The organism is Desulfoscipio gibsoniae DSM 7213, from assembly GCF_000233715.2.
Classification (GTDB): domain Bacteria; phylum Bacillota; class Desulfotomaculia; order Desulfotomaculales; family Desulfallaceae; genus Sporotomaculum; species Sporotomaculum gibsoniae.
Map to the genome: position 1 here is coordinate 1,315,915 of NC_021184.1, position 21,562 is coordinate 1,337,476.

Sequence of the window (21,562 nt, forward strand, 5' to 3'; positions counted from 1 at the left end):
GTACATGACACCTTTTTTGTCGCTAAGACGACTTAAGTGTTGTCAAGCCGCCGACATAAAACCCGCCAATTATTTGCTAACCTTATTGTAAAGATTATTAAAGTTGATTGTTACTTTTTTGTCACAAGTAAACTTGCCGGGGCTTGGCCCCGGTGAGCATTTACTGCAAACTAAATCATTGTATAAGGAGGTGGTTTGCAAATAATAATAATAATAAGTTGCTAAACCGGATTTTAAGTAGAAAGCAGGTGATGAAGTGACTTTAAGAGATTTGTTGGATAAATGGTATCACCCAAAACGGGCCGAACAAGAGGAACTGCGCAATAGAATACGGGAATTGCAAGAACTCTCCAGGCTTGCCCTGGAGATAGAGAATCAACAAATCTATAAAAATTTGCAATCCGAATCTAATGAATTGTTTATGAAATATTTAACTTATATATTCTTTGATGGATTGCGTTTTATCGTGCCTCATTTATTTTTACTGGCTGTGATTACTTCGAAAATAAAGTTCATTAATTTACCTGTTAATCTACCCGGACTGGGCAACGAGATTTCCATTGTGTTGGTATACCCAGTGGTGGCAATTATGATTCATATGCTTTACAAAAGATTTAGAAACAAAAAAATGCAGTTATCCAATGCTTAATAGCGCAGATATGATGCAAAAAACATAAACAAATCGATGGATAGCTGCCGCTGATTTCAGTCAACAAAAAAAATTGGGAGGTTCAAGGTATGGAGTTTTCAGTAGCAGGTGTTTCCGTAAGTCCCATATTGCTAATTTTATGGTCTTTATTTGTAGGTTATGTTTTCTCCACAGTGGGCGCCGCCGGTGGTATCCTGGCCGGTGTTGGTCATATTAGTATTTTCGGTATTAAAGATGCCAATACTGTCAAGCCCATGAACCAGGTATTAACGCTGATTAGTCCTATAATCTCATCCCCACTATATTTCAAAGAGCGCCGTTTGGTGGTTCCGGCGGCCATTGCTTTGGGTCTGGGTGGTATCGTGGGTGCTATCGTTGGTTCTTATCTTTCCCATACTTTTTTGCCGGATATGAAAACTTATAAGCCTTTCTTTGGTATCATCACCCTATTTATCGCAGTAAAAATATGGACGGAATTAATGCCTTCAGCCCAGGAAAAACAAAAGTCGGTGAAAAAGGCCAATAAAGCTTTTGAAGATAAGGTTAAGGAACTTAAGGCCGAAGGTAGAATGAATGAACTTAAAGATATCGGCGTCAAGTTCAGTGAAATGGGTATCACCAATAACACCTTCTCCTTTGCGGGCGAAACCTTCAAGTACAATGCCCTGTCGCCGTTCATTGCCGGCGCTATCGTAGCTATTATATCGGCTGCCCTGGGCGTGGGTGGTGGCTTCCTGCTGGTTCCTTACCTGAGCAGTATACTAGGCTTTCCTATGTTTATCGTGGCCGGTACATCGACTCTTTCCATTCTGGTATCATCAGCAACAAGTATCGGCAACTACATCCGCATGGGCAGCAGTCTTGACTTTGCCATGCTGGGTTTTGAGGTTATCGGTGTAATTATCGGTTCCTACCTTGGCCCCGTCCTCTCTAAGTACATCAAAGGACAATACCTTAAAATATTCCTGGCCGTAATACTTACTTACATCGGCACAGGCTACATCCTGGCAGCTTTTGGTGTTAAAATTATCTAATCTAATTTGAAAAGTTTTTTATTAATGCTATAACACTAATTAAACTACCAGAAGAATGCACCCGGCCCAAAACCGTTTCAGCGGATTTTGGCCGGGTGTTTTTATTGGAAGCAAGAGAACCGTCCCCGTGCTTCCCCCCCATGCTTCCACTACCGGATTGCTTTAGTTTGAAAATACAGTGTAGCTGGTTTACAGACCTTGTTTATAGGAGTAAACTTTTAATAAGTTTTTACAAAACTGCGTTTCAATGGGGGTGAATCCGATTGATTAATAAAGTACTGCTTGCAGTTGACGGGTCGGAAAACGCGCTACGGGCGGCTCGATTTACTATTGGTTTGCTGAGGAGTATAGCCACAGCCCGGTGCACGATCATTACTATTGTTTCTTTCACCCGGGAAGAGGCCCGTTACTTGGGTGTTTCCGATATTGATTATAGTGCTGCATTGGAAACCAGGGTGCAGGGATTGCTGAAGGATACCAGAGAGTTATTCAGCCGTGAAGGTATGGTTATGGAGGAGGTCGTGCTACAGGGTGATGTGGCCCGGAATATTGTTCACTACGCAAGAGATCATGCTTTTGATATTATTGTTGTAGGCACTCGCGGGCTGAGTAATACCAAAGGCATGCTGTTGGGCAGCGTTAGTTACAAAGTGATCCAGATGGCACACTGTCCGGTGATCACAGTTAAATAGACTAAAGTTTTAGAATGGCATTTCACACTATCAAGCAGCGTTGCTGGGGTTTTCCTGTTATTTCACTGTTGGTTATCAGGCAACTTTGCTTGAATTTGTATTACGGTGAAACCAACCGTATTAGTGGCAAGGTGATATTAAAATGCGATTGTTTATGGTAGGTCTGGGTGGGTTCTTGGGTGCTCTGGCGCGTTACGGTATTAGTATGGTGTTGAATGACCGGGGGCTAATACCCTGGGGCACGCTAGTCGCCAATATGTTGGGCTGTTTTATGCTTGCTCTATTTTTAACACTGGTTTTGCAAAAATATAGCGGCCAATCATACTTGGTGTTGGCTGTTTCTACTGGTTTTATTGGCTCATTGACCACTTTTTCCACCCTCAGTGTAGAGGGTGTGGCGCTTTTCCAATCTTCCACCCCATTGGCATTTATCTATATGGGCTCCACCCTGGCGGGCGGCTACACGTTTGTAAGGACCGGCTATGCTGCCGGCCAATATATTATAGCCACCGGTGTTTTTAAAAAATGGGCCGGGCTAACAGTAGGGGGGAAGGTAAATGATTGATGCGGCGGCAGTAGGAGTTGGTGGATTTTTGGGCGCCGTGGGGCGGTATTTAGTGGTTAGAATAATATCCAAAATCTGGAAAAAAGATTTTCCCCTGGCTACTTTTATAGTGAATATGCTGGGCAGCTTTGCTTTGGGCTTACTGGTGGCCCACCCCTATTTTGCCTATCAGCTTATGGACGGTAGCGCTCGGGTGGCTATTGGCGTGGGGTTTATGGGCTCGTTTACAACCTATTCTACTTTTATGTATGAAAGCTTTATGCTGGGCAGACGGGGGAAGGTAAGACTAGGTATTGGTTATGTGTTAGCAAGTATAGCGATTGGTTTGTTGTTAGCCTGGTCTTCTGTTTATTGTTTCTAATGTGGGGATAAGGGTTCAATGATTCTTTGCCGGGGATGTCAATCTTTATCATAAAGGCCGTCCTTTTCGAAAATACTATCTCAAATAATATTAACATTCGTACATGTTGAAAACAATGTATTAATTGAAAGAAGGCTTGTCAAGTGGTAAGCGATATGCAAAGGGAAGAAAGCGGATCATGGGTCAATAAAAATGCATTGGATAGGGTTCTGGCCGAGGGCATTCATGGCACTCCGGAGATTAAGCATGATGAAAAGATACATTATCTAGGTGAGTTCAGGGAGCGGGTTATTCGGATGCTTACCAAAGAGCAAGTTGAGGAAACGGCTGTCTATCCGGAAATTTTGCAGTCTTTAAAAGACCAGCGGGCTGCTAAAGTGATTATCAGCGGTGATATCAATTATTCCTCGTCGGAAAAATATAGACGCCTGGCCGTCAAAATGGGCAAAACTTGTACGGTCGTTCACGACCCTGCACTGGTAGGTAACGTCGGGCTGGTGGTAGTTGGTAACAATGCCGTAGATGTTGCAGTCATTGAGGTGCCGGACAGAAAAACAAGGCTTGCCCAACTGGGAGTACCGGCATCTTTAGCAGATGCTGCGGGAAAAAAGGTGTGTGAAAAGTGTTATCAAAAGATCACCGAGGCTGACCCTGAAGAGGTTATAAATTATCGCAAGCTTACCCTGGCAGATCGTTTTTGGGGCGAGTATTGCGCAGCTTGCTAGGGAAAAGTGGGGGAAGCACGGGGACGGTTCTCTTGCTTCCTAAAAGGAAGTAGGAGAACCGTCCCCGTGCTTCCTAGCGGCTAGGGCTGCGCCTAGTGCTCCCACCAGTTGAGGTTGGGGGGGGACCAGCACATCTATGCCTAGTTTTTCTGCCAGCAGTGTTACAATGCAGTGGTTGTTGGCCACTCCGCCCGTAAACACCAGCGGGGAGGTAAAGCCGATTCTTTGCACCATGCCTGCAGTTCTTTCCACCACCGAGGCGTGTAGGGCCAGAGCGATGTCTGCTCTGGGAGCTCCCCGGTGCATCAGTGATACAGCCTCAGATTCGGCAAACACGGTGCACATATTACTGATTTTGATACCACCGCTGCCTTCCAATGCGGACTCGCCAAACTCAGCAACCCCGGTATAACCCAGGGCTGCTGCCATGACCTCTAGAAATTTGCCAGTACCAGCTGAACACCGGTCATTCATTTGAAAGTCGATTACCGTTCCGCCTTCATCCAGCAATATAACCTTGGTATCCTGACCGCCGATGTCCAGCACAGTACGTACGTCGGGAAAAATATGCGTTGCTCCCGTAGCGTGGGCTTTAATTTCGGTGACCACCTGATCGGCAAAGTCGGAACGGGCGGCATGTCTACCGTAGCCCGTGGCGACTACCCGGTCATAATCGCCCACTAGCAGCTCTTTGGCTGTGCCAAGTGGTTCAAAGCCGGTATCCTCAATTTTGGACAAAGTTATCTGTCCGTCTGACACCACTACAAAACCAATGGTTCGAGATCCGATATCTATTCCAGCGTACAATTTTTTACCGCCTTCCATATTTAATTCAAAAATCTTATCATTATTAATCATGAAAAACATTTTTAAGCGGACTCTTAGCTGATCATTTCGATAAACGCTTCTATTCTGGTTTTTAGCTGGCCGGTATCTTCTTGATCATAGCCTGTTTCAATTTTTAACAGAGGTATTTTATGTTGTTTAAGCACATTTTCCACTCGGTTAGCCTCCACGGTATAGGGATCGCAAAAAGATAGTGCACAATGGATAACTCCATCGGCCTGATAATCTTCCACCAGCTGGAGCAACCTTTCTATGCGCCCGGTGTTGGGCGTGAATACAGCACAGTTGACACCCAGGCACCTCCCCGCAATATTTTCCAGCAAGCCATCCATTGTTTGCACATCCTCGGCTACTTCATTTTCAAAATAGCGCAGCCCGGTGCACAGTTCCTCCGCCACTATTACCGCTCCGCTGGTTTCAATGATATGAGGCACCTTCCAGTTGGGGATAGCCATTGGTGTGCCGGTAACAATAACCCGGGGTGTTCTACTGGGAAAAACCCCTTTGCTTGCTTGCACTTTTTTCTCCAACTCATTGCACAATTCGTTGACTTTGGCAGTAAACCTGGTTACATCGTCATACATGGCTATTTGCTCAATAAGCAGGCTATCCTTACCGCTGATGGGTGCAGGGTCTTGCTTACGCAATTCGGCCAGACGCTGCAGTGCCTGCCTCTTGCCGTTAACTTCTTTTATGGCTTTAGCCAGGTCATTTGCTGTTATATTGTGGCCGGTAGCTTTTTCCACCATGTGCGCGAAGTCTTTCACTTCCTCCAGCCACAGTTCGCGATCCCGGCTTTTTTTCATGTGTGGTGTTTCCATAACGTGTACCGGAATATAGTCATTTAGTATTTCAAAAGCTTTCTTTTTGCCATCGCAGGTAGTTTCTCCCACCACCATGTCGCAGGACTCAAAATAAGGGCACACTTTACCTAATTTAAAGCCCATGAATGATTTAATCAGCGGGCAGATATTGCGCGGCAGAACTTTTTCCGCTTCGGCCGTACCTATATCTATGCCCGAACAAAGACCAATGCAAATACCGCCGGCGGCCCGCACGATCTCCTCGGGTACAAACACACAAAAGGCACCGATAACCTTGCCACCGGCTTTTTTATGCTCTTGTAGCTCCTGTATTCTTAAACCGTGTATTTCATTTACCACAAAATCAAAGTATTCCATGCCCTGCGGCCGGTTGGGCTGCATTAGGTAAACATCGTGATAGGTGGGCGGCAGCACTTGCATCAGCTGGTCATGGACCGTCATATTAAGTCCTAGTGAGCGCCACATTTCATTATAATTACTCATTTAATTAAATCGTCCTTTCCTAAAATCGTACTATAATAACTCAATTAGCAGTGCACTTAAATAATTATAAATAAGGAAACTGTGTTGCTCAAATAAAATATTTTTATAAAACGCCGTTGAACTATAAACAAATTTACTAAAAACAACGATGTGGATGCAGGGGAGGAAATACGGAGACGGTTCTCTTGCTTCCTTTGCTTCCCCTGCTTCGATAAAGACTTCTTTTGGTGGCTTATTTATCCATAAATAAGTTAAATAATAAGTATAAAGGTATATTATCTCAAAATGCCGAATAAACATAATCGGGGAGAATGGATTTGGTGGTCCCCGCGGGCTGCAAACCCGTCGGCCTGCCTGAGTACCAGGTGGGAGTCCGGTTCGATTCCGACTTCTCCCCTCCAAATCATTTAAAGGAGGAGGTATCTTTTGTACAAACAGCGGCTATTGATTATTTCCGCCGGAGGTATACTGGGGCTGCTGGCGGTAATATTGGTGCTTATGGGCAACCCGGCTAACATGGGTTATTGTATAGCCTGTTTTTTACGGGATATATCCGGTGGGCTGGGATTGCACAGGGCTGCGCCGGTACAGTACATAAGACCCGAGATTATCGGCCTGGTGCTGGGTGCTTTTATAGCTTCTCAGGCTACCAGAGAATTTAGGGCTATTGGTGGCTCCAGTTCCTTTACTCGCTTTACTTTAGGTTTTTTTGCCATGATGGGTATGCTGGTGTTTTTGGGCTGTCCCGTGCGGGCTGTATTGCGCTTGGCCGGGGGGGATTTAAACGCCGGGGTGGGGCTGATAGGCCTCGTGGCCGGTGTGGCTGTCGGGGTCTGGTTTCTTAAATCGGGTTTTAGTCTCGGCCGGGCTGTCCCCCAGCAGAAAAGCAATGGTTACTTGTTTACGGCATTTATGGCTGTATTATTTAGCCTTTTGCTGGCCAAACCCGCCTTTTTGTTTTTTAGTGAGCAAGGGCCTGGTTCTATGCATGCCCCTGTTTGGCTGGCGCTGGCAGCAGGTCTGGCGGTGGGAGTCCTAGCCCAGCGTTCTCGTCTGTGCATGGTAGGCGGTATTAGGGATTTCATAATTATGCGTGATGGCTACTTGTTGTATGGTTTTTTAACCATATTTATAGTGGCTCTGTTGGGAAACCTGGCTGTAGGAGCATTTCACATTGGGTTTGTAGGGCAGCCGGTGGCACACACTGATGGTTTGTGGAACTTTTTAGGGATGGCGTTGGCAGGTTGGGCGGCGGTGCTTTTGGGCGGTTGCCCTCTGCGGCAGTTGGTGGCCGCTGCTGAAGGGAACACTGACTGTGCCGTCACCATTATGGGATTGATGGTCGGGGCAGCTGTGTCCCATAATTTCGGCCTTGCCGCAAGTGCGGATGGAGTGCCGCTACCTGGTCAGGTTGCCGTGGTATTGGGCATGTTGGTTGTGTTTGCCATAGGAATGATTAACCGCCCGGCGGTGGTAACAGGAGGTGTGAGTGTTGGCAAGGGAAGTTGACGCCAGGGGATTACTATGTCCGGAACCCGTATTACTGACTAAACAAGCTTTAGATAACATGAACGGCGGCACTGTAAAAGTGCTGGTCAGTAACGCCGCATCAAGGGAAAATGTATCCCGCCTGGCTGAGAATAAAGGATGGCGGGTTGAAATAACAAATCAAGGTGATGATATATTGTTGATCTTGATTAAATAGTTTTTCGCAAGCGCGGGGGAAGCACGGGAGACAGGGGAAGGAAGCACGGGGACGGTTCTTCTGTTTCCAACTTTGGAAGCAGAAGAACCGTCCCCGTGCTTCCTTATTTAATTTCTTGCGCGGCGGCTAATATTTGCCGGGCGCGGTTGGCGATGGGATACTCCACCATTTTGCCGTCTAGTTGGATGACTCCAGTGCCATTGGCCTCTGCAGCATCAAAGGCGGCCACGATTTTTTTTGCTGCTGCCACTTCTTCCGGGGTAGGACTGAATATTTCCTTTACCGGGCCGATTTGAGCCGGGTGAATAACAAGTTTACCTTGAAAACCCATTTTTCTGGCGCGGCGAGCGTCTTCCCTTAGAGCGTCAATGTTTTTTATAAAAGGGCACACAGTATCCAGCGGCGGTTCAATATCAGCTACCCGGGAGGCAGCGATAAGCTTGGCCCGGGCGTAAAAAAGCTCGGTACCCTCTTCGGAGTAGGTGGTCCAGGTATCCGCCGTGTAATCGTTACCGCCAAAGGCCACTCTTTTAACTCTGTTGCAGGCAGCAGCCACTTTATTTGCGTTTTCGATGCCTCGGGCGCTTTCTATAAAGGGTATTAGTTCCAGTGTGCCCCGGGGTATGTCCCGCTCCTCTTCCAGAAGCCCGATCAGCCAGTTCGCCTGGCGTACTTCTTCAGCTGTTTCCGCCTTAGCTAGCATAATCCCCGCCAATCCAGGCTGTACCACAGCCTGCAGGTCGGCCAGAATATAGGGTGATGTTACAGCATTAACGCGTACGTAAGTGACCGGCAAAGCAGGGGATTGGACAACCTCGCCAACCACCTGCCGGGCGGTGTTCTTTTTACTCATTGCCACGGCGTCCTCCAGGTCCATGATGACTGCATCGGCGTTTAGGCCAAATGCTTTATGTATTTTATTACGATCAGTGCCGGGAACGAATAACAAGCATCTTAATAGATTCACGCAGATTCCTTCCTTTCGTTTACAGTTTTATATTATTTTCGCTACCTGTCCGGTTATTCCTGTAATAGCCAAGGACCAGTGCAAATATGCCACCAATGTGTTGATGATTGTTTAAGTGTATACTTTACGCTGGCTAGTGGATTTAATTTTTTAGGTAACTGAACAGACGGATTTTAAATTTAGCAAAAATTTAACTAAATAGGAGGGTTTTCACTGATCCAGGTAGAAATTTCCCGCTAATATTTATATTTGGACGGTGGTTTTACATGTTTCAGCTGGAGAAAAGGCATCAGCTGGTGTTATTAATTTTGGCGGCAGTGATACTGTTTGGTGCAGGGCATAAGTACGCTCGTATGCAAGCCGGCGGTCCGCTGGTTTCAGACTCCCTGGTGACCGGCATGGCTGAAAACAGTAATTTAAATGGAACTGGGTCTATCCCGTTAAACAACCTTACAGAAGAGCAAAATGATGTACGGGACACGCAAATTATTGTCCATGTGGCCGGTGCGGTGCAAAAGCCCGGTGTATATCGCCTGCCTGCCGGATCTCGGGTGGTGGATGCGGTTAATATGGCCGGTCCTACAGAAAAATCGGCCCTCGATTATATGAACTTAGCGGCTGTGCTGGAGGATGGTAAGCAAATCACCGTTTACAGCCTGGAACAGATAGGTGGGCAGCAGCTTCCCGGCTCGGTAACGGGGGGAATGACCGCTGAAGGAGCCCCCGTGTCTGGTTTTGGTGTTAGTGTTAATGCCGGTGTAATTAACATTAATACTGCTTCAATGGCTCAACTGGAGGATTTACCGGGCATAGGCCCTTCCCTGGCCCAGAGGATTATTGATTATCGCACCCAGAATGGCCCCTTTATGACTATTGAAGATATTCAAAACGTCTCCGGCATTGGTGAAAAACGCTTTGAACAGCTTAAAGGATTAATTTGTGTCAATTAAACTGTATTGTTTTATACTACCCTGACTCACTCGCTATTGCGGGTGGGAAAGGTTTTTTTTATTGACGTACAGGCGCATAAAAACTCTGTCATCTACATGACAATGAATATGTCAAATCGCTGACATGGTTTTTGTCGCTATAAAGACAGATTGCGTGTCGTTACCCTGACATGAAAAGTGTCGTATATCTGTTATCGTTATTATAACGATAAGTTATCTTAAAAATAATCAGGACTAATAAAACAGGAGGGGTTGGTAAGGATGCTTTTAAACGTTGAGGAGCTTGCTAAAAAAGACCGGTTGACCTATGCAGATATGGCGGATGCACTGGAATATTTATATAAACTTGACTACCATCCAGTGGCTGTAAAATTTTTCTGGGACGAGGCAGAGTATAACAATTTCCAGGCAGAGAAACTGCCCGGACCTAAAATGACCGTTTGTCAAATTGCCCTGGCTTCCCGGATGAATAATTTTATTGTAAAAGCCAACGAAGATAATTTAATGTGCGGCAACGCTAAAACTTGCTTGGGATTACGCGCCCCCAGCGATGATGAAGTTGACGGACATGTAAAATACACTGCGGACTGGGATCACGCCAAAGACTGCCTGCTGGCTAAACCAATGCTGCCCCTAGGTAAACTAAAAGGTTTCATGACCGCTCCCCTGGCCAAAACCCCTGTGGATCCGGACGTAGTTTTCATGGTTACCAATGTACTGCAGGCCTATCATATCATGAACGACTACATAGGGGGGAAAAAGGTTCCTACTTTGCAGTTTAACCACACAGTTAACTCTGCGGTATGCGGCGGCATGGTATATTGCTACAACGAGCAAAAACCTAATATGAACACCATGTGCGCCGGCAGCTACACATCCGGCAAAACCGAAAAGGGCGAATTAAACGTATTTATTCCTGGTAAGGATATTGGTATTTTGGCTCAGCAGCTGATTCGTCGCACTGCCAAATACGGCGGTCCTTCGATGGTAGGCTCCCCCGGCCAGGAGTGGCCCGGTTTGCATGTTTGCAAAAAATGCCCGATGGTCCGGTTCAAGGACGCTGAGTAAATCTTTTATCCAGAACAAATATTTTTCCTGGCAGGAACAACGATGTTGTTCCTCCTTTTTTTGCCCTGCTCATACGGAAATTTTAACCTCCCGGTTATGCGTAAATAGCATAGCCGGGTTGTTTAATTGGGTATAGTTCGTAATTTTTAATATTATTGGTTCCAGGCAGGCTTGTTTTTGCTGTAATTGATGCTATTATTTTAGTCAACTGAATATTACTGATGCTTACGCTGGAATATAGGACAGAAAGTCAACGTCTCGCTTACGGCTATGATCACCCTCGACTCGAAGCGGGGTGGATCTGAAAGGAAAGCTGCTATGAACCGGCCTTTGCTGGCATTGGCGATAAGTTTTATAACTGGTATTATACTAAACGACATATGGGGATTCGTGCCCGGGGTGCTTTTACTGGTTGCGCTGGCTTGTATTTTTGTTGCTTTGGCCGGCTGCTTTTGGACCTGGTGGGATAACCGCTGGGTTTTTGTTTTACTTTTTATCTTGCTTGGTTGGTATACTTCCGGTGTAGACGGTATGCGGCACCCCAATGGGCTGGAGCGTTTTGCCGGGCACTTTGTGACACTCGATGGTATGGTAGCCCGTGAGCCTGATGTGCGCAAAGACTATACGGGCTATGTTTTGGCGACTGATGCAATTTGCATCGGCGATAAACGGATATCCGCCAGGGGATTGGCGCTGGTCAGGGTATTTGGGAGCAGTAATGGTTATGGTTATGGTGATTACTTGCGGATAAAGGGTTTTCTGTATCAGCCCGAGGAACCCGGTAACTTCGGGGCTTTTAATTACAGGGATTACCTGGCGCGGCGGGGGATTTATTGTCTAATGAAGGTAGACAAACCGGATCATGTCCAGCTTCTTGGGGTCGGGGGCAATGCCGTGGTACGCCTGGCCTTACAGGGTAAGGCCAGGCTGCTGCAGGTGGCGTCACAGACCATGGATGAAAGGCAGGCGGCGGTGCTGTCCGGGATGCTGTTTGGCAATAAAGGCGGTATAGATCAGTCAGTTAATGATGCTTTTGCTCAAACCGGGGTTGCCCATGTACTTTGCGTCAGCGGCCTGCACGTGGGCTATGTGCTGGCTGGGGTATTGCTGCTGGCTGGAGCACTGGGGCTGCCGCGCCGGTCCGTGCCTGGCCTGGCGATGGTGGTGCTGCTGTTTTATGCAGTGATGACCGGCATGGGCCCGGCGGTGGTACGGGCCAGCATAATGGCTATACTGGTGCTTATGGCGGTGCGGTTGGGCCGGGAAAAGGACTGGCCCAGCGCCCTGGCCCTGGCGGCACTGGTTATTTTATATTTTGAGCCGTCTGCTCTGTATGACATTGGTTTTCAATTGTCCTTTGCCGCTACCTGGGGTATTTTGTATCTGACACCGTTGATTGGTAAGCTGTTGATGGGGCGATGGGGATGGCCCCGCTGGCTGGGCCTGCCGCTCGGAGTGACCATTGCTGCTCAGCTGGCCACACTCCCATTGCTGGTTTATTATTTCAACCTGGTGACCCCGGTGGCTCCGCTGGCCAATTTACTGCTGATGCCCATGGTGGGGCTGGTTATGCTGCTCGGTTTTCTGGGTTTAATTGCAGGCATTGTTTTTTTGCCTGCTGCCATGTTTATTAACGCGGGCACAGGTCTATTAATAGATTTATTTACTGGACTGGCGCACATGATCAGTCTTTTGCCCGGCGGGTCATCGTATGTGGCCACCCCTCCCTGGTATGCGGTGTTACTCTGGTATGCCGGGCTGGTTGGGCTGGTGCAATTGATTGAAGGGCGGCTAGCCCTGCCTTTGGCTTCGTCTTCTCCCTTGCTCTTGCCCTTACTCCGTATGTATGGCCGGTGTAATAGATTGGTCCCGGCAGGGATAGCTTTATTGCTGGTGTTGGCTATTCTCTGGCCCTGGAGCGGTACCGACGGGCAGTTGCAGGTGCATTTCATTGATGTGGGCCAGGGTGACAGCATACTGGTGCGGTTTCCCGGCGGGCGTACTATGCTGGTAGATGCGGGCGGGCGATTGGGGAGCCTTGATGAGGGGCGGGGTGTGGGGGATTCAGTGGTGGTTCCTTACCTGCACCGGTTGGGCATGGACAAGCTTGATGTGCTGGTGGTCACCCACGCCCACGGTGATCACGCCGGTGGGGTACCACCTGTAGCGGAAAAACTGCACGTTGGTGCACTGGTGCTGTCCTGTGCCCCGGGTTATGAGGAGTTGTTGGACCTTATGGCTCCCCTTGGGATACCTGTTTACCGGGTCGGGGCGGGACATATTTTGCACATTGACGAATCCGTGGAGGTAACGATACTGGCCCCCGCCAGAGAACTACCGGCGGGTGCGGAGGAGGATTTGAACAATGCTTCCCTGGTGCTGCGCCTGGATTATGGGCAGGTATCGTTTTTATTGACCGGAGATATAGAGGAAAATGCCCAACGGGCATTGCTGGGCAGCGGAGCGGTACTCCAGGCCGATATTTTAAAAGTACCGCACCACGGCAGTCGTTTTTTTGTACCGGAATTTTTTGATGCGGTATCACCGGATTATGCCGTTATCCAGGTTGGTAAAAACAACCGTTTTGGTCACCCGTCCCGGGATACGCTGGAGACATTGACTAACACCGGAGCCAATGTTTTGCGCAACGACCGGGACGGGGCAGTGCTGTTTGCCACTAACGGGCGGGATGTAACGGTGCAAACGGGCAGGTGAGTAGATCATCTGTCTTATGCAAAACACCAGGCTAATTACTTAAGCTATGGATGGGGGCAGGTATACGACCGCCCCGTACCACAAAATCAACGGCGGAAAAGCGATGCACCGGCATTACCGGCGCTCGGCCCAAAAGGCCGCCGAATTCTACGTAATCGCCTACCTGTTTGCCGGGCGCGGGAATAATGCGCACGGCGGTGGTTTTCTGGTTAATCATGCCGATGGCCATTTCATCAGCGATAATAGCCGAGATCGTTTCAGCAGGTGTATCGCCAGGCACTGCGATCATGTCCAAACCCACCGAGCACACGCAGGTCATGGCCTCCAGTTTGTCCAGGTGCAGCGCCCCTTCCTCCACTGCCCGGATCATGCCAGCGTCTTCACTCACCGGTATAAAAGCACCCGATAGCCCGCCCACATACGACGAGGCCATGGCCCCGCCCTTTTTGACGGCATCATTTAAAAGGGCCAGCGCTGCCGTGGTACCGTGGGTGCCACAGCGCTCCAGTCCCATTGCTTCCAGAATTTCGGCCACACTGTCGCCGATGGCCGGGGTGGGGGCAAGGGAGATGTCTACAATCCCAAAGGGTACGCCCAGGCGCATGGCGGCGGAGCGTCCCACCAGCTCACCCATGCGAGTTATTTTAAATGCTGATTTTTTTACGGTTTCGGCCAGAGTACCAAAATCGCTGCCCTTAACCCGTTCCACAGCCCGCTTCACTACACCGGGGCCGCTTACTCCCACGTTAATTACCGACTCTGATTCTCCCACGCCGTGAAAGGCACCAGCCATAAAGGGGTTATCCTCGGGAACGTTGGCGAAAACCACCAGTTTGGCGCATCCCAGCCCGTCCCGGTCGGCTGTGCGGTAGGCCACATCCTTGATTACCCGACCCATCAGTGCCACTGCGTCCATATTAATGCCTGCCTTGGTGGTTGCCACGTTTACTGATGAACACACCCGCTTAGTGCTGTCTAGAGCGGCGGGGATGGAGCCCAGCAGTTTTTTATCGCCGCCGGTGATACCCTTGTGCACCAGCGCTGAAAAACCGCCAATAAAGTTCACTCCCACCTCGGCTGCCGCCCGGTCCAGGGTTTCGGCAAAAATTAAGTAGTCATCAGTACGGCTGCTTTCGGCCACCAGTGATATGGGGGTGACCGATATGCGTTTATTTACTATAGGTATGCCGTATTCCCGTGCGATTTCCTCACCCACCGGTACTAAGTTGCCGGCCAGCCGGGTGATTTTGTCGTAAATTTTTTGGCAGGCGGCCCGGGGGTCGGCATCAGCACAATCGCGCAGGCTGATACCCAGGGTGATAGTGCGAATGTCCAGGTGTTCCTCCTGAACCATAGTAACGGTTTCCATAATTTCCTGTATGGTGAGCAACTCGAGACCCCCTTTGTTATAGCCTGTGCATAAATTTAAAAGCGTCCTCATGCTGGGTGTCTATGCGTACGCCCAGTTCAGCCCCTTTGGCCGCCAGGCGGTCCTTCAACATGGACAGGTCAATGCTGCTATTTTCACTATCGACAATTAGCACCATTACTAAAAATTCCTGCATGATAGTCTGACTGATATCCAATATGTTAAAGTTGTTGGCGGCCAGTATGCCGGTGACCCCGGCAATGATGCCCACCCGGTCTGGTCCGATGACGGTGATAATAATTCGCTTGCCCCGGTTTTCATCGTTTTCCAAGTATTTCATCAGCATCTCTCCCATAAGTTTCTTATTATAAAGCGCTACTCTAAAATTTTTTTGCAGTGGTACTTATAGCAAGTCCTGTTGTGCCAAAGAATTTGACTATTAATCACAAATTGCAACTGCCCGTACGGGAGCACCGTCCGCGTTCCCAATCTTAAGTGGCCAGCAGCACAGGGTAAATATACGGCCGGACAAACCGGCCAGGTTGGTTAAGTTTTCAATAATGATAATGTTTTTCTGCAGCAAAATTTTATGTATGGTGAATTCAGTAGCACCGGCCCGGTCTATAGAAATGGTGTCGGTGCCCACTCCCTTAATGCCCATCCCTGCCAGGTAATGGGCTGTTTCGGTTGATGGCACCGGGAAATTATCAAAAAATGCGGGGGTACTCCACTTATGATACCACCCGGTATAAAAAATAACAAAATCAATACCTGTCTTTAAAGAAAAGCTAATATAATCTTTGGTTATATCCACTCCCGGGGTGCGGGACACATCCATTACCGTGGCCCTGCCGTGGAAATGGGACGCTGGTAGATCGTCCAGAGTGCAGCCGCCTTCTAATATGTGGGCCGGGGCGTCAATGTGGGTGCCGGTGTGGGAGTAAATGGCCAGCGCCTTTTCCCTGAAACCGTCTTTGGCTATGCTGCATGCTTCGGTAATATGAGGTGGTTCAGTGCCCGGGTATACGGGCATATCCGGAGTAATGGTATGAGTCAGGTCTATAAATTGCATATGGGCACCGTCCTAATGTGATTACTTTTTAATTTAAATTGACAAAAGTATCATCAAAAAGATGATGGAATACAAATCGTCCCGGTATTTAATCCCCTTTGCCCATACCGGAAGGAGTAATTAAAAATCCTTGAAGTTGAGCGGCAACTTCAAGGATACAAGAAAAAACCCGGGTGACGAAGGACCCGTGATGTATGACTGGTATTCCTTGTTTATAAATAGTATAATGCGGTTACAAGGTTGTCAAGCCGGGCATGTGCCCGGTTTTTTAGTAGTGCTGCGGGCAGCTTTAGAAGATCACTCAAAATTTACGGGAACTGCTGGCGGCGATGAATCACGGGCATTAAAAGTATAGATAAGAATTCCGTGTAGGGGGTAATGTAATAATCATGCAAACGGCATACTTTGATTGTTTTTCCGGCGTTAGCGGTGATATGTGCCTGGGCGCCCTGGTGGGGGCCGGGGTGGATTTGGACCAGCTGCGCCAGGGGTTGGCCGGGCTGGCCGTTGAAGGATATGTGCTGCGCCGGGAGCAGGTTTGCCGGGCCGGTATTGCCGCCGAAAATATACTGGTGGATGTTTCAGCTGAAAAGCAGCTTGTCAGACATCTGTCTGATATAGAAAGAATTATAGATACCAGTGACCTGCCGGAAGCTGTAAAGTATCAAAGCAAGCAGGTATTTAAAACATTAGCCGGGGCTGAAGCCAGGGTGCACGGCACTACACCGGATAAAATTCACTTTCACGAGGTGGGAGCTGTTGATGCTATCGTGGATGTAGTTGGCACAGTATTGGGCTTGCACCTGCTGGGTGTCCAAACTGTATATGTATCACCACTGCCGCTGGGTTCGGGCTTTATTCATTGCCGGCACGGCATTATACCATCACCTGCCCCGGCAACACTTGAGATTTTAACAGGCGGCGGTATACCTATATACGATGCCGGTTTATCCATGGAAACAGTGACTCCCACCGGGTCTGCCTTGATGGCCACGCTATCCGCGGGACGGGTAGGGATGCCCACGATGACTATTGAACGGGTTGGTTACGGTGCAGGTAAGCGGGAGTATGACCGGCCCAATTTATTAAGACTGATTGTCGGTGGCGCTGTGGAACCAAATGCCGGATGCAACAAACACCTTGAAAATAAAAATTGTCACCACACTTCCGACGTATTAAACAGTGATTATCATGAAAAATAAATCACAAGATCATAGCATTTTGTAAGATCAAGCTATTAGTAGATCGAAGGAGCTATTTTCTTTAAATGCTTGATTATCGGTTTGCCTGGTTATTTAACATGCTATATAATTAATTTAAGTAGACTGTCAATAGATTAACTGTATAAAATTTCTCTCCACGGGTTAGGCAAACCTGGTGAAAGCCAGGGACGCTAAAGCTATGGGTCTAATGGTTTGAAAAACCTATGATTGCCAGGCTATAACGGTATCGACTGCTGGGGGGGGTGGTCAGTTTTATTTGGCTACCCCTCTCTTATTTTTTACCTTTTTTATGGAGAATAGGAGGTGTCTAAAGCCAAGACTTGAGGTAGTGTGCAATAACGTATATATGTTTAGCAAGTGCGTTGTATTTTTTTAATGATGTTGATTAATCACTACTAGCACTAAAATATTAAATAAAGGGAGATGATTATGCACGCAGATAACCAAGTTATATTTGCCACGGCGGTTTTTTTGATTACCTATGCCTTTATCGTTTCCGAAAAGATTCACCGGACTGTGGCTGCATTTTGCGGTGCGGCGCTAGTTATTCTGGCGGGAATTGTAAATGAAGAGCAGGCCGTCCATTATGTGGATTTCAATACCATTGGCCTGTTAGTGGGTATGATGATTATTGTTGGCATCACCAGGCAAACTGGGGTATTTGAATACCTTGCCATCAAGGCTGCCAAGAGTGCCAAAGGTGAGCCGATACGGATTCTGGCCTCACTGGGTCTAATTACCGCAGTGTTGTCAGCTTTATTGGACAACGTGACTACCGTGCTGCTCATTGTGCCGGTGACCTTTGCCATAGCCCGGCAGCTGCAGGTCAATGTTATTCCATTTTTAATTGTTGAAATTATTGCTTCGAATATTGGCGGCACCGCTACTTTAATCGGTGACCCCCCCAATATAATGATCGGCAGCGCTACTCATCTTGGTTTTATGGACTTTGTTATTAATTTAACCCCTGTGGTGGTAGTGATCTATACTATAACCATATTTATTTTAAAATTGATATATAAAAAGCAGATGGTTACATGTCCCGAGCTAATGCAAAACATTATGGCCATGGACGAAAATGCTGAAATCAAAGACCCTGTGTTGCTTAAAAAATGCTTAACGGTGCTGGGTGTAACTATTATTGGTTTTGTATTGCACCAGTTTGTTCATTTGGAAAGCTCGGTAATTGCCCTGACCGGGGCCGCACTGCTGCTTCTTGTGACACGCATGGATCCCGAGCATGCCTTCCACGCCGTGGAATGGCCCGTGATTTTCTTCTTTATTGGACTTTTTGTGGTAGTGGGCGCATTGGAAGAAGTGGGTGTCATAGAAGCCATTGCCAGCTTGGCCCTGGATATTACAGGTGGAGAACTGTTGCCCGCTGGTCTTTTAATTCTTTGGCTGTCGGCCATTGCTTCAGCTTTTGTCGATAATATTCCCTTTGTGGCCACTATGATTCCGCTGATTCATGATATGGGCCGCCTGGGTGGCATCGGCGATTTGAATTTCTTATGGTGGTCCCTGTCCTTAGGTGCCTGCCTAGGGGGTAATGGAACCATTATCGGCGCATCGGCTAATGTGGTGGTCATAGGCATGGCGGAAAAAAGGGGAGCACCAATAAGTTTTATGACGTTTTTTAAGGTGGCCTTTCCCCTGATGCTGTTGTCTATAGTCATTGCCATGCTGTATTTAATCGCCTGGTATATATTGCATACCACTATGGCTATGCTGGCTACCCTGGCTGTTGGCATTATTCTGGCACTGGTGCTGGGCTGGCTGGGTAAAGATAGAGCTTCTGGCGGTGCGCAAAAATCTAACACCTAATATAGAAATTAATGACTCAACTTTCGCAGTTCAAAAATCAGTCTAACCCCTTACAAAATAAGAATTTAGGCCAACTTTTTAAGCAAAACAAACAGAAAACACGCCTTTTTTGGTAAAATGTAGTCACCACAACAACACACCAAGAAAGGATGTTTTCTGTGGCTATAATTTTACCAAAAAATGATAACAATGAACAGGCTAAATCTTATTCTGATCGGTTTATAAAGCAGGCAAAAATAGGAACCTTTTTGCACCAGGCGAATATCCGAAAAGAATCCGGTCTATCGCCATTGTTCCTTTTCCAATTTATCTTTTCCCTTGTATTTCAAGGGAAAAATCTTTATCGAACATTGGAGTCAGGTCGTATAGATAACGCTCCTTCCAAAGATGCGATATATCGTTTTCTAAACAGGCCTACATTCAATTGGCGGAAATTTCTTGTTACAATCAGCTCATTTCTCATCAAAACAAGACTTTTACCCCTGACATCAGAGGGCCGGGCTCGTGTATTGATTTTAGACGACTCTACTTATTCCAGAAACCGTAGTAAATCGGTTGAATTATTGTCCCGGGTTCACGATCATTCAACAAATCGGTATCTGAAAGGGTTTCGGATGCTGACCTTGGGTTGGTCTGATGGTGGAACCTTTCTGCCCCTTGCGTTCTCTCTGCTTAGCTCTGATAAAGAGAAAAATCGTTACCAGGGGCTAAATCAAAGGATTGACAAACGGACAGTTGGATACCGCCGTCGCAAAGAAGCTATTCAAAAATCCACAGAAACTATGTTCTCGCTTCTCGACCAAGTGAACCCTTTTCAACTTTGTGCGAGTACCCTGCTTTTTGATAGCTGGTTTGCCTTTCCAGTCGTAATCAAGCGGGTGCTGACAGAATACCATTTTGCATGTTGTTTGTATGCTCAAGAATATGCACCGCGTTTATTACACCTATAATGGAAGCGAATATACATTGGGTCAACTTTACAAAGTTCTTCGCAAAAAACGCGGGCGGGCCAAGATTCTATCATCCGTCGTTGTCGGGCTTGGTAAGGCCCAAAACGGAAATGACGTTCTGGTAAAAATCATCTTCGTTCGAGACCGTAACCGCTCAAAAAAATGGTTGGCAATCTTAACAACAAACCTTGAGCTATCTGATGAAGAAGTTATCCGTATTTATGGCAAACGCTGGGAAATCGAGTGTTTCTTCAAAGTCACAAAGTCCCATTTGCATTTGGCAAAGGAATTCCAGTGCCGTAGTTATGATGCGCTTACTGCTCATACCACCATTGTCTTTGTGCGATATATCATGCTGGCTTTAAGTGCCAGAGAGGAGAAAGACCCCAAGACCCTTGGCGAGCTCTTTTATCTGTGTTGCGATGAAATTGAGGATATTCGCTTTACCGAAGCTGTTCTTTTAATCATAGATCTTTTCGCCTCATCATTTAGCAAGGAATTTCTTCTTTCTGAAGAACAAATTCAACATTTTTTGGATACGTTTTTCGAGCAATTACCTGCCTTTCTGAAAAGTTCGCTTCAGAAAAGAGCAGTTGCTTGATATTAATAATTCCAAAACGCTTGCATATTAAGAGCTTGAGCTTATTTTTAAGGTGCGAAAGTTGAGTTAATGATGTAAAATTTATTCTAAAATGCAGCTTGGTAAACTCTAGAAGAGGTATGTTACTTTTAGTAGACGAGGTATGTTTCTTTTAGTATAATGTAAACAAGCAGGGTTTGTGGGGGATAGCTTTCCTGCACGGACACTGCTTGTTTTGTTAAGAAGCGCAGTAACTTCACCAGGCTGGTGCAGTGCGCTGTGTCCATTGTAATTCCCCGGCAAACGCAGGTTTTTAAGGCGAGGTGTTTTTTTTGCAAGTGGAAGTACGGGTGTTCAGTGGTTTGGAAAAGTTCTTACCCAACAAGCGCTTTGGTGAGCCTATGCCGGTGAACTTGCCGGATGGGGCGACAGTTCGGATATTATTAAACAAAATGCACATACCTGAAGAACAGGTGTTCACCGTTTTGGTGGACGGCAGGCATCAAACACTGGATTATACCGTCAGAGACGGGGAAAGGGTGTCTTTATTTCCGCCGGTGGGAGGTGGTTGATTTGTCTGCCGGGCAGGATAACAGTAGTAAAAATAGCTCTTTAGTTTTGGGGTACAAAACATGGTTGGAAAAAGACGATGCCATTTTAGGGGAAGGTTTTTTTCAAATACTTGAATATATAAGGCAAACCGGGAGTATTGCCGGGGCCGCCTCCGCTATGGGCATGTCCTATCGCACGGCCTGGGGTAAAATTAAAAATGCGGAACGCAAGTGTAGCATTCCCCTGGTTATCACCAGGGTAGGTGGCGAAACAGGCGGTGGCGCCAAGCTGACCCCGGAAGCAGTTCGTTTGCTGCAAAGTTATTATCATTTTAAAGAAGAGGTGGACCGGGAGATTAACAAAATCTTTAAACGTTTCTTTAAAGTTTAATTTTTTTATATGCGTTAT

General features: G+C 47.2%; 22 protein-coding genes, 1 tRNA gene, 1 pseudogene and 1 riboswitch. Of the genes and pseudogenes, 18 read left to right on the top strand and 6 right to left on the bottom strand.

The genetic code is table 11. From position 1 onward, the window contains the following. Positions 1-256: 256 nt before the first annotated feature. The 6 genes from DESGI_RS06070 (at position 257) to DESGI_RS06095 (ending at position 4,026) form a co-directional block, all read left to right on the top strand. A complete protein-coding gene (locus DESGI_RS06070) occupies positions 257-649 on the top strand; it encodes a hypothetical protein (RefSeq protein WP_006524294.1) in 393 nt (130 codons plus the stop codon). Between the two features lie 89 nt (positions 650-738). Continuing rightward, positions 739-1,683, top strand: coding sequence for a sulfite exporter TauE/SafE family protein (locus tag DESGI_RS06075; RefSeq protein ID WP_006524295.1), 945 nt, complete (start codon positions 739-741; stop codon positions 1,681-1,683). 263 nt (positions 1,684-1,946) lie between these two features. Then, entirely contained in the window at positions 1,947-2,375 is a 429-nt protein-coding gene (locus tag DESGI_RS06080; protein WP_006524296.1) for a universal stress protein, read from the top strand. A gap of 142 nt (positions 2,376-2,517) precedes the next feature. Then, positions 2,518-2,940 carry a fluoride efflux transporter FluC gene (locus tag DESGI_RS06085; RefSeq protein ID WP_006524297.1) on the top strand — a complete coding sequence of 141 codons (423 nt, stop codon included), beginning with the start codon at positions 2,518-2,520 and terminating at the stop codon, positions 2,938-2,940. Next, complete coding sequence (gene crcB / locus DESGI_RS06090; protein WP_006524298.1) at positions 2,933-3,301, top strand: fluoride efflux transporter CrcB; 369 nt, start codon at positions 2,933-2,935, stop codon at positions 3,299-3,301. Before DESGI_RS06085 ends, crcB begins: the two co-directional genes overlap by 8 nt. Positions 3,302-3,456: 155 nt before the next feature. Beyond that, positions 3,457-4,026 (top strand): YueI family protein, encoded by a 570-nt coding sequence (locus tag DESGI_RS06095; RefSeq protein ID WP_041285259.1) that lies wholly within the window; start codon positions 3,457-3,459, stop codon positions 4,024-4,026. A 39-nt stretch (positions 4,027-4,065) separates the two neighbouring features. Here the strand turns inward: DESGI_RS06095 and DESGI_RS06100 are convergent, their stop codons facing one another. Together DESGI_RS06100 and DESGI_RS06105 are read right to left on the bottom strand one after the other, a co-directional pair. Further along, positions 4,066-4,893: an acyl-CoA dehydratase activase gene (locus tag DESGI_RS06100; protein WP_006524300.1), complete on the bottom strand. Its 828-nt coding sequence runs from the start codon at positions 4,891-4,893 to the stop codon at positions 4,066-4,068. Between the two features lie 14 nt (positions 4,894-4,907). Beyond that, positions 4,908-6,179 (bottom strand): double-cubane-cluster-containing anaerobic reductase, encoded by a 1,272-nt coding sequence (locus DESGI_RS06105; RefSeq protein WP_006524301.1) that lies wholly within the window; start codon positions 6,177-6,179, stop codon positions 4,908-4,910. Between the two features lie 304 nt (positions 6,180-6,483). Between DESGI_RS06105 and DESGI_RS24425 the strand changes: the two genes are divergently transcribed. The 3 genes from DESGI_RS24425 to DESGI_RS06115 all read left to right on the top strand — a co-directional run bounded on the left by DESGI_RS24425 (position 6,484) and on the right by DESGI_RS06115 (position 7,884). After that, a tRNA-Cys gene (locus DESGI_RS24425) sits at positions 6,484-6,580 on the top strand. A gap of 25 nt (positions 6,581-6,605) precedes the next feature. Continuing rightward, positions 6,606-7,688 (top strand): YedE family putative selenium transporter, encoded by a 1,083-nt coding sequence (gene yedE, locus DESGI_RS06110; RefSeq protein WP_006524302.1) that lies wholly within the window; start codon positions 6,606-6,608, stop codon positions 7,686-7,688. Next, positions 7,669-7,884, top strand: coding sequence for a sulfurtransferase TusA family protein (locus tag DESGI_RS06115; RefSeq protein ID WP_245561155.1), 216 nt, complete (start codon positions 7,669-7,671; stop codon positions 7,882-7,884). The genes yedE and DESGI_RS06115 overlap by 20 nt, the downstream gene beginning before the upstream one ends. Positions 7,885-7,987: 103 nt before the next feature. Here the strand turns inward: DESGI_RS06115 and DESGI_RS06120 are convergent, their stop codons facing one another. Beyond that, positions 7,988-8,851, bottom strand: coding sequence for an HpcH/HpaI aldolase/citrate lyase family protein (locus DESGI_RS06120; RefSeq protein ID WP_006524304.1), 864 nt, complete (start codon positions 8,849-8,851; stop codon positions 7,988-7,990). A 266-nt stretch (positions 8,852-9,117) separates the two neighbouring features. Here DESGI_RS06120 and DESGI_RS06125 point away from each other — a divergent pair, with 266 nt between their 5' ends. The 3 genes from DESGI_RS06125 (at position 9,118) to DESGI_RS06135 (ending at position 13,584) form a co-directional block, all read left to right on the top strand. Then, positions 9,118-9,801, top strand: a complete 684-nt coding sequence (locus tag DESGI_RS06125; RefSeq protein ID WP_006524305.1) for a ComEA family DNA-binding protein — start codon at positions 9,118-9,120, stop codon at positions 9,799-9,801. Positions 9,802-10,062: 261 nt separating this feature from the next. After that, on the top strand, positions 10,063-10,869 hold the full coding sequence (locus tag DESGI_RS06130; protein WP_006524306.1) for a DUF169 domain-containing protein: 807 nt from the start codon (positions 10,063-10,065) through the stop codon (positions 10,867-10,869). A gap of 318 nt (positions 10,870-11,187) precedes the next feature. After that, positions 11,188-13,584 (top strand): DNA internalization-related competence protein ComEC/Rec2, encoded by a 2,397-nt coding sequence (locus tag DESGI_RS06135; protein ID WP_006524307.1) that lies wholly within the window; start codon positions 11,188-11,190, stop codon positions 13,582-13,584. A 31-nt stretch (positions 13,585-13,615) separates the two neighbouring features. Here the strand turns inward: DESGI_RS06135 and DESGI_RS06140 are convergent, their stop codons facing one another. The 3 genes from DESGI_RS06140 to DESGI_RS06150 form a co-directional block, all read right to left on the bottom strand. Then, on the bottom strand, positions 13,616-14,974 hold the full coding sequence (locus DESGI_RS06140) for a PFL family protein (protein ID WP_006524309.1): 1,359 nt from the start codon (positions 14,972-14,974) through the stop codon (positions 13,616-13,618). Positions 14,975-14,990: 16 nt separating this feature from the next. After that, a complete protein-coding gene (locus DESGI_RS06145) occupies positions 14,991-15,293 on the bottom strand; it encodes an ACT domain-containing protein (RefSeq protein ID WP_006524310.1) in 303 nt (100 codons plus the stop codon). Between the two features lie 99 nt (positions 15,294-15,392). Then, positions 15,393-16,025 (bottom strand): cyclase family protein, encoded by a 633-nt coding sequence (locus tag DESGI_RS06150; protein ID WP_006524311.1) that lies wholly within the window; start codon positions 16,023-16,025, stop codon positions 15,393-15,395. A 130-nt stretch (positions 16,026-16,155) separates the two neighbouring features. Between DESGI_RS06150 and DESGI_RS06155 the strand changes: the two genes are divergently transcribed. From DESGI_RS06155 to DESGI_RS06180, 6 genes and pseudogenes are all read left to right on the top strand, one after another. Next, complete coding sequence (locus tag DESGI_RS06155) at positions 16,156-16,380, top strand: hypothetical protein (RefSeq protein WP_006524312.1); 225 nt, start codon at positions 16,156-16,158, stop codon at positions 16,378-16,380. A gap of 34 nt (positions 16,381-16,414) precedes the next feature. Continuing rightward, complete coding sequence (gene larC / locus DESGI_RS06160) at positions 16,415-17,227, top strand: nickel pincer cofactor biosynthesis protein LarC (protein ID WP_006524313.1); 813 nt, start codon at positions 16,415-16,417, stop codon at positions 17,225-17,227. Between the two features lie 155 nt (positions 17,228-17,382). Beyond that, positions 17,383-17,471, top strand: a riboswitch (cyclic di-GMP riboswitch). Positions 17,472-17,677: 206 nt separating this feature from the next. Next, positions 17,678-19,072, top strand: coding sequence for an ArsB/NhaD family transporter (locus DESGI_RS06165; protein ID WP_006524314.1), 1,395 nt, complete (start codon positions 17,678-17,680; stop codon positions 19,070-19,072). Positions 19,073-19,230: 158 nt separating this feature from the next. Then, positions 19,231-20,623, top strand: a pseudogene (locus DESGI_RS26610) (IS4 family transposase). 317 nt (positions 20,624-20,940) lie between these two features. Further along, positions 20,941-21,174, top strand: a complete 234-nt coding sequence (locus DESGI_RS06175) for a MoaD/ThiS family protein (RefSeq protein ID WP_245561191.1) — start codon at positions 20,941-20,943, stop codon at positions 21,172-21,174. Further along, positions 21,167-21,544 carry a winged helix-turn-helix domain-containing protein gene (locus tag DESGI_RS06180; protein WP_435050893.1) on the top strand — a complete coding sequence of 126 codons (378 nt, stop codon included), beginning with the start codon at positions 21,167-21,169 and terminating at the stop codon, positions 21,542-21,544. The genes DESGI_RS06175 and DESGI_RS06180 overlap by 8 nt, the downstream gene beginning before the upstream one ends. The last annotated feature ends 18 nt before the right edge of the window (positions 21,545-21,562 follow it).

Excerpts from the sequence above, each read along its gene's own strand:
- DESGI_RS06075 (WP_006524295.1), top strand. The coding sequence starts at position 739 with ATGGAGTTTTCAGTAGCAGGTGTTTCCGTAAGTCCCATATTGCTAATT.
- DESGI_RS06085 (WP_006524297.1), top strand. The coding sequence starts at position 2,518 with ATGCGATTGTTTATGGTAGGTCTGGGTGGGTTCTTGGGTGCTCTGGCG.
- crcB (WP_006524298.1), top strand. The coding sequence starts at position 2,933 with ATGATTGATGCGGCGGCAGTAGGAGTTGGTGGATTTTTGGGCGCCGTG.
- DESGI_RS06095 (WP_041285259.1), top strand. The coding sequence starts at position 3,457 with ATGCAAAGGGAAGAAAGCGGATCATGGGTCAATAAAAATGCATTGGAT.
- DESGI_RS06100 (WP_006524300.1), bottom strand. The coding sequence starts at position 4,893 with ATGTTTTTCATGATTAATAATGATAAGATTTTTGAATTAAATATGGAA.
- DESGI_RS06105 (WP_006524301.1), bottom strand. The coding sequence starts at position 6,179 with ATGAGTAATTATAATGAAATGTGGCGCTCACTAGGACTTAATATGACG.
- DESGI_RS06125 (WP_006524305.1), top strand. The coding sequence starts at position 9,118 with ATGTTTCAGCTGGAGAAAAGGCATCAGCTGGTGTTATTAATTTTGGCG.
- DESGI_RS06130 (WP_006524306.1), top strand. The coding sequence starts at position 10,063 with ATGCTTTTAAACGTTGAGGAGCTTGCTAAAAAAGACCGGTTGACCTAT.
- DESGI_RS06135 (WP_006524307.1), top strand. The coding sequence starts at position 11,188 with ATGAACCGGCCTTTGCTGGCATTGGCGATAAGTTTTATAACTGGTATT.
- DESGI_RS06145 (WP_006524310.1), bottom strand. The coding sequence starts at position 15,293 with ATGAAATACTTGGAAAACGATGAAAACCGGGGCAAGCGAATTATTATC.
- DESGI_RS06150 (WP_006524311.1), bottom strand. The coding sequence starts at position 16,025 with ATGCAATTTATAGACCTGACTCATACCATTACTCCGGATATGCCCGTA.
- larC (WP_006524313.1), top strand. The coding sequence starts at position 16,415 with ATGCAAACGGCATACTTTGATTGTTTTTCCGGCGTTAGCGGTGATATG.
- DESGI_RS06165 (WP_006524314.1), top strand. The coding sequence starts at position 17,678 with ATGCACGCAGATAACCAAGTTATATTTGCCACGGCGGTTTTTTTGATT.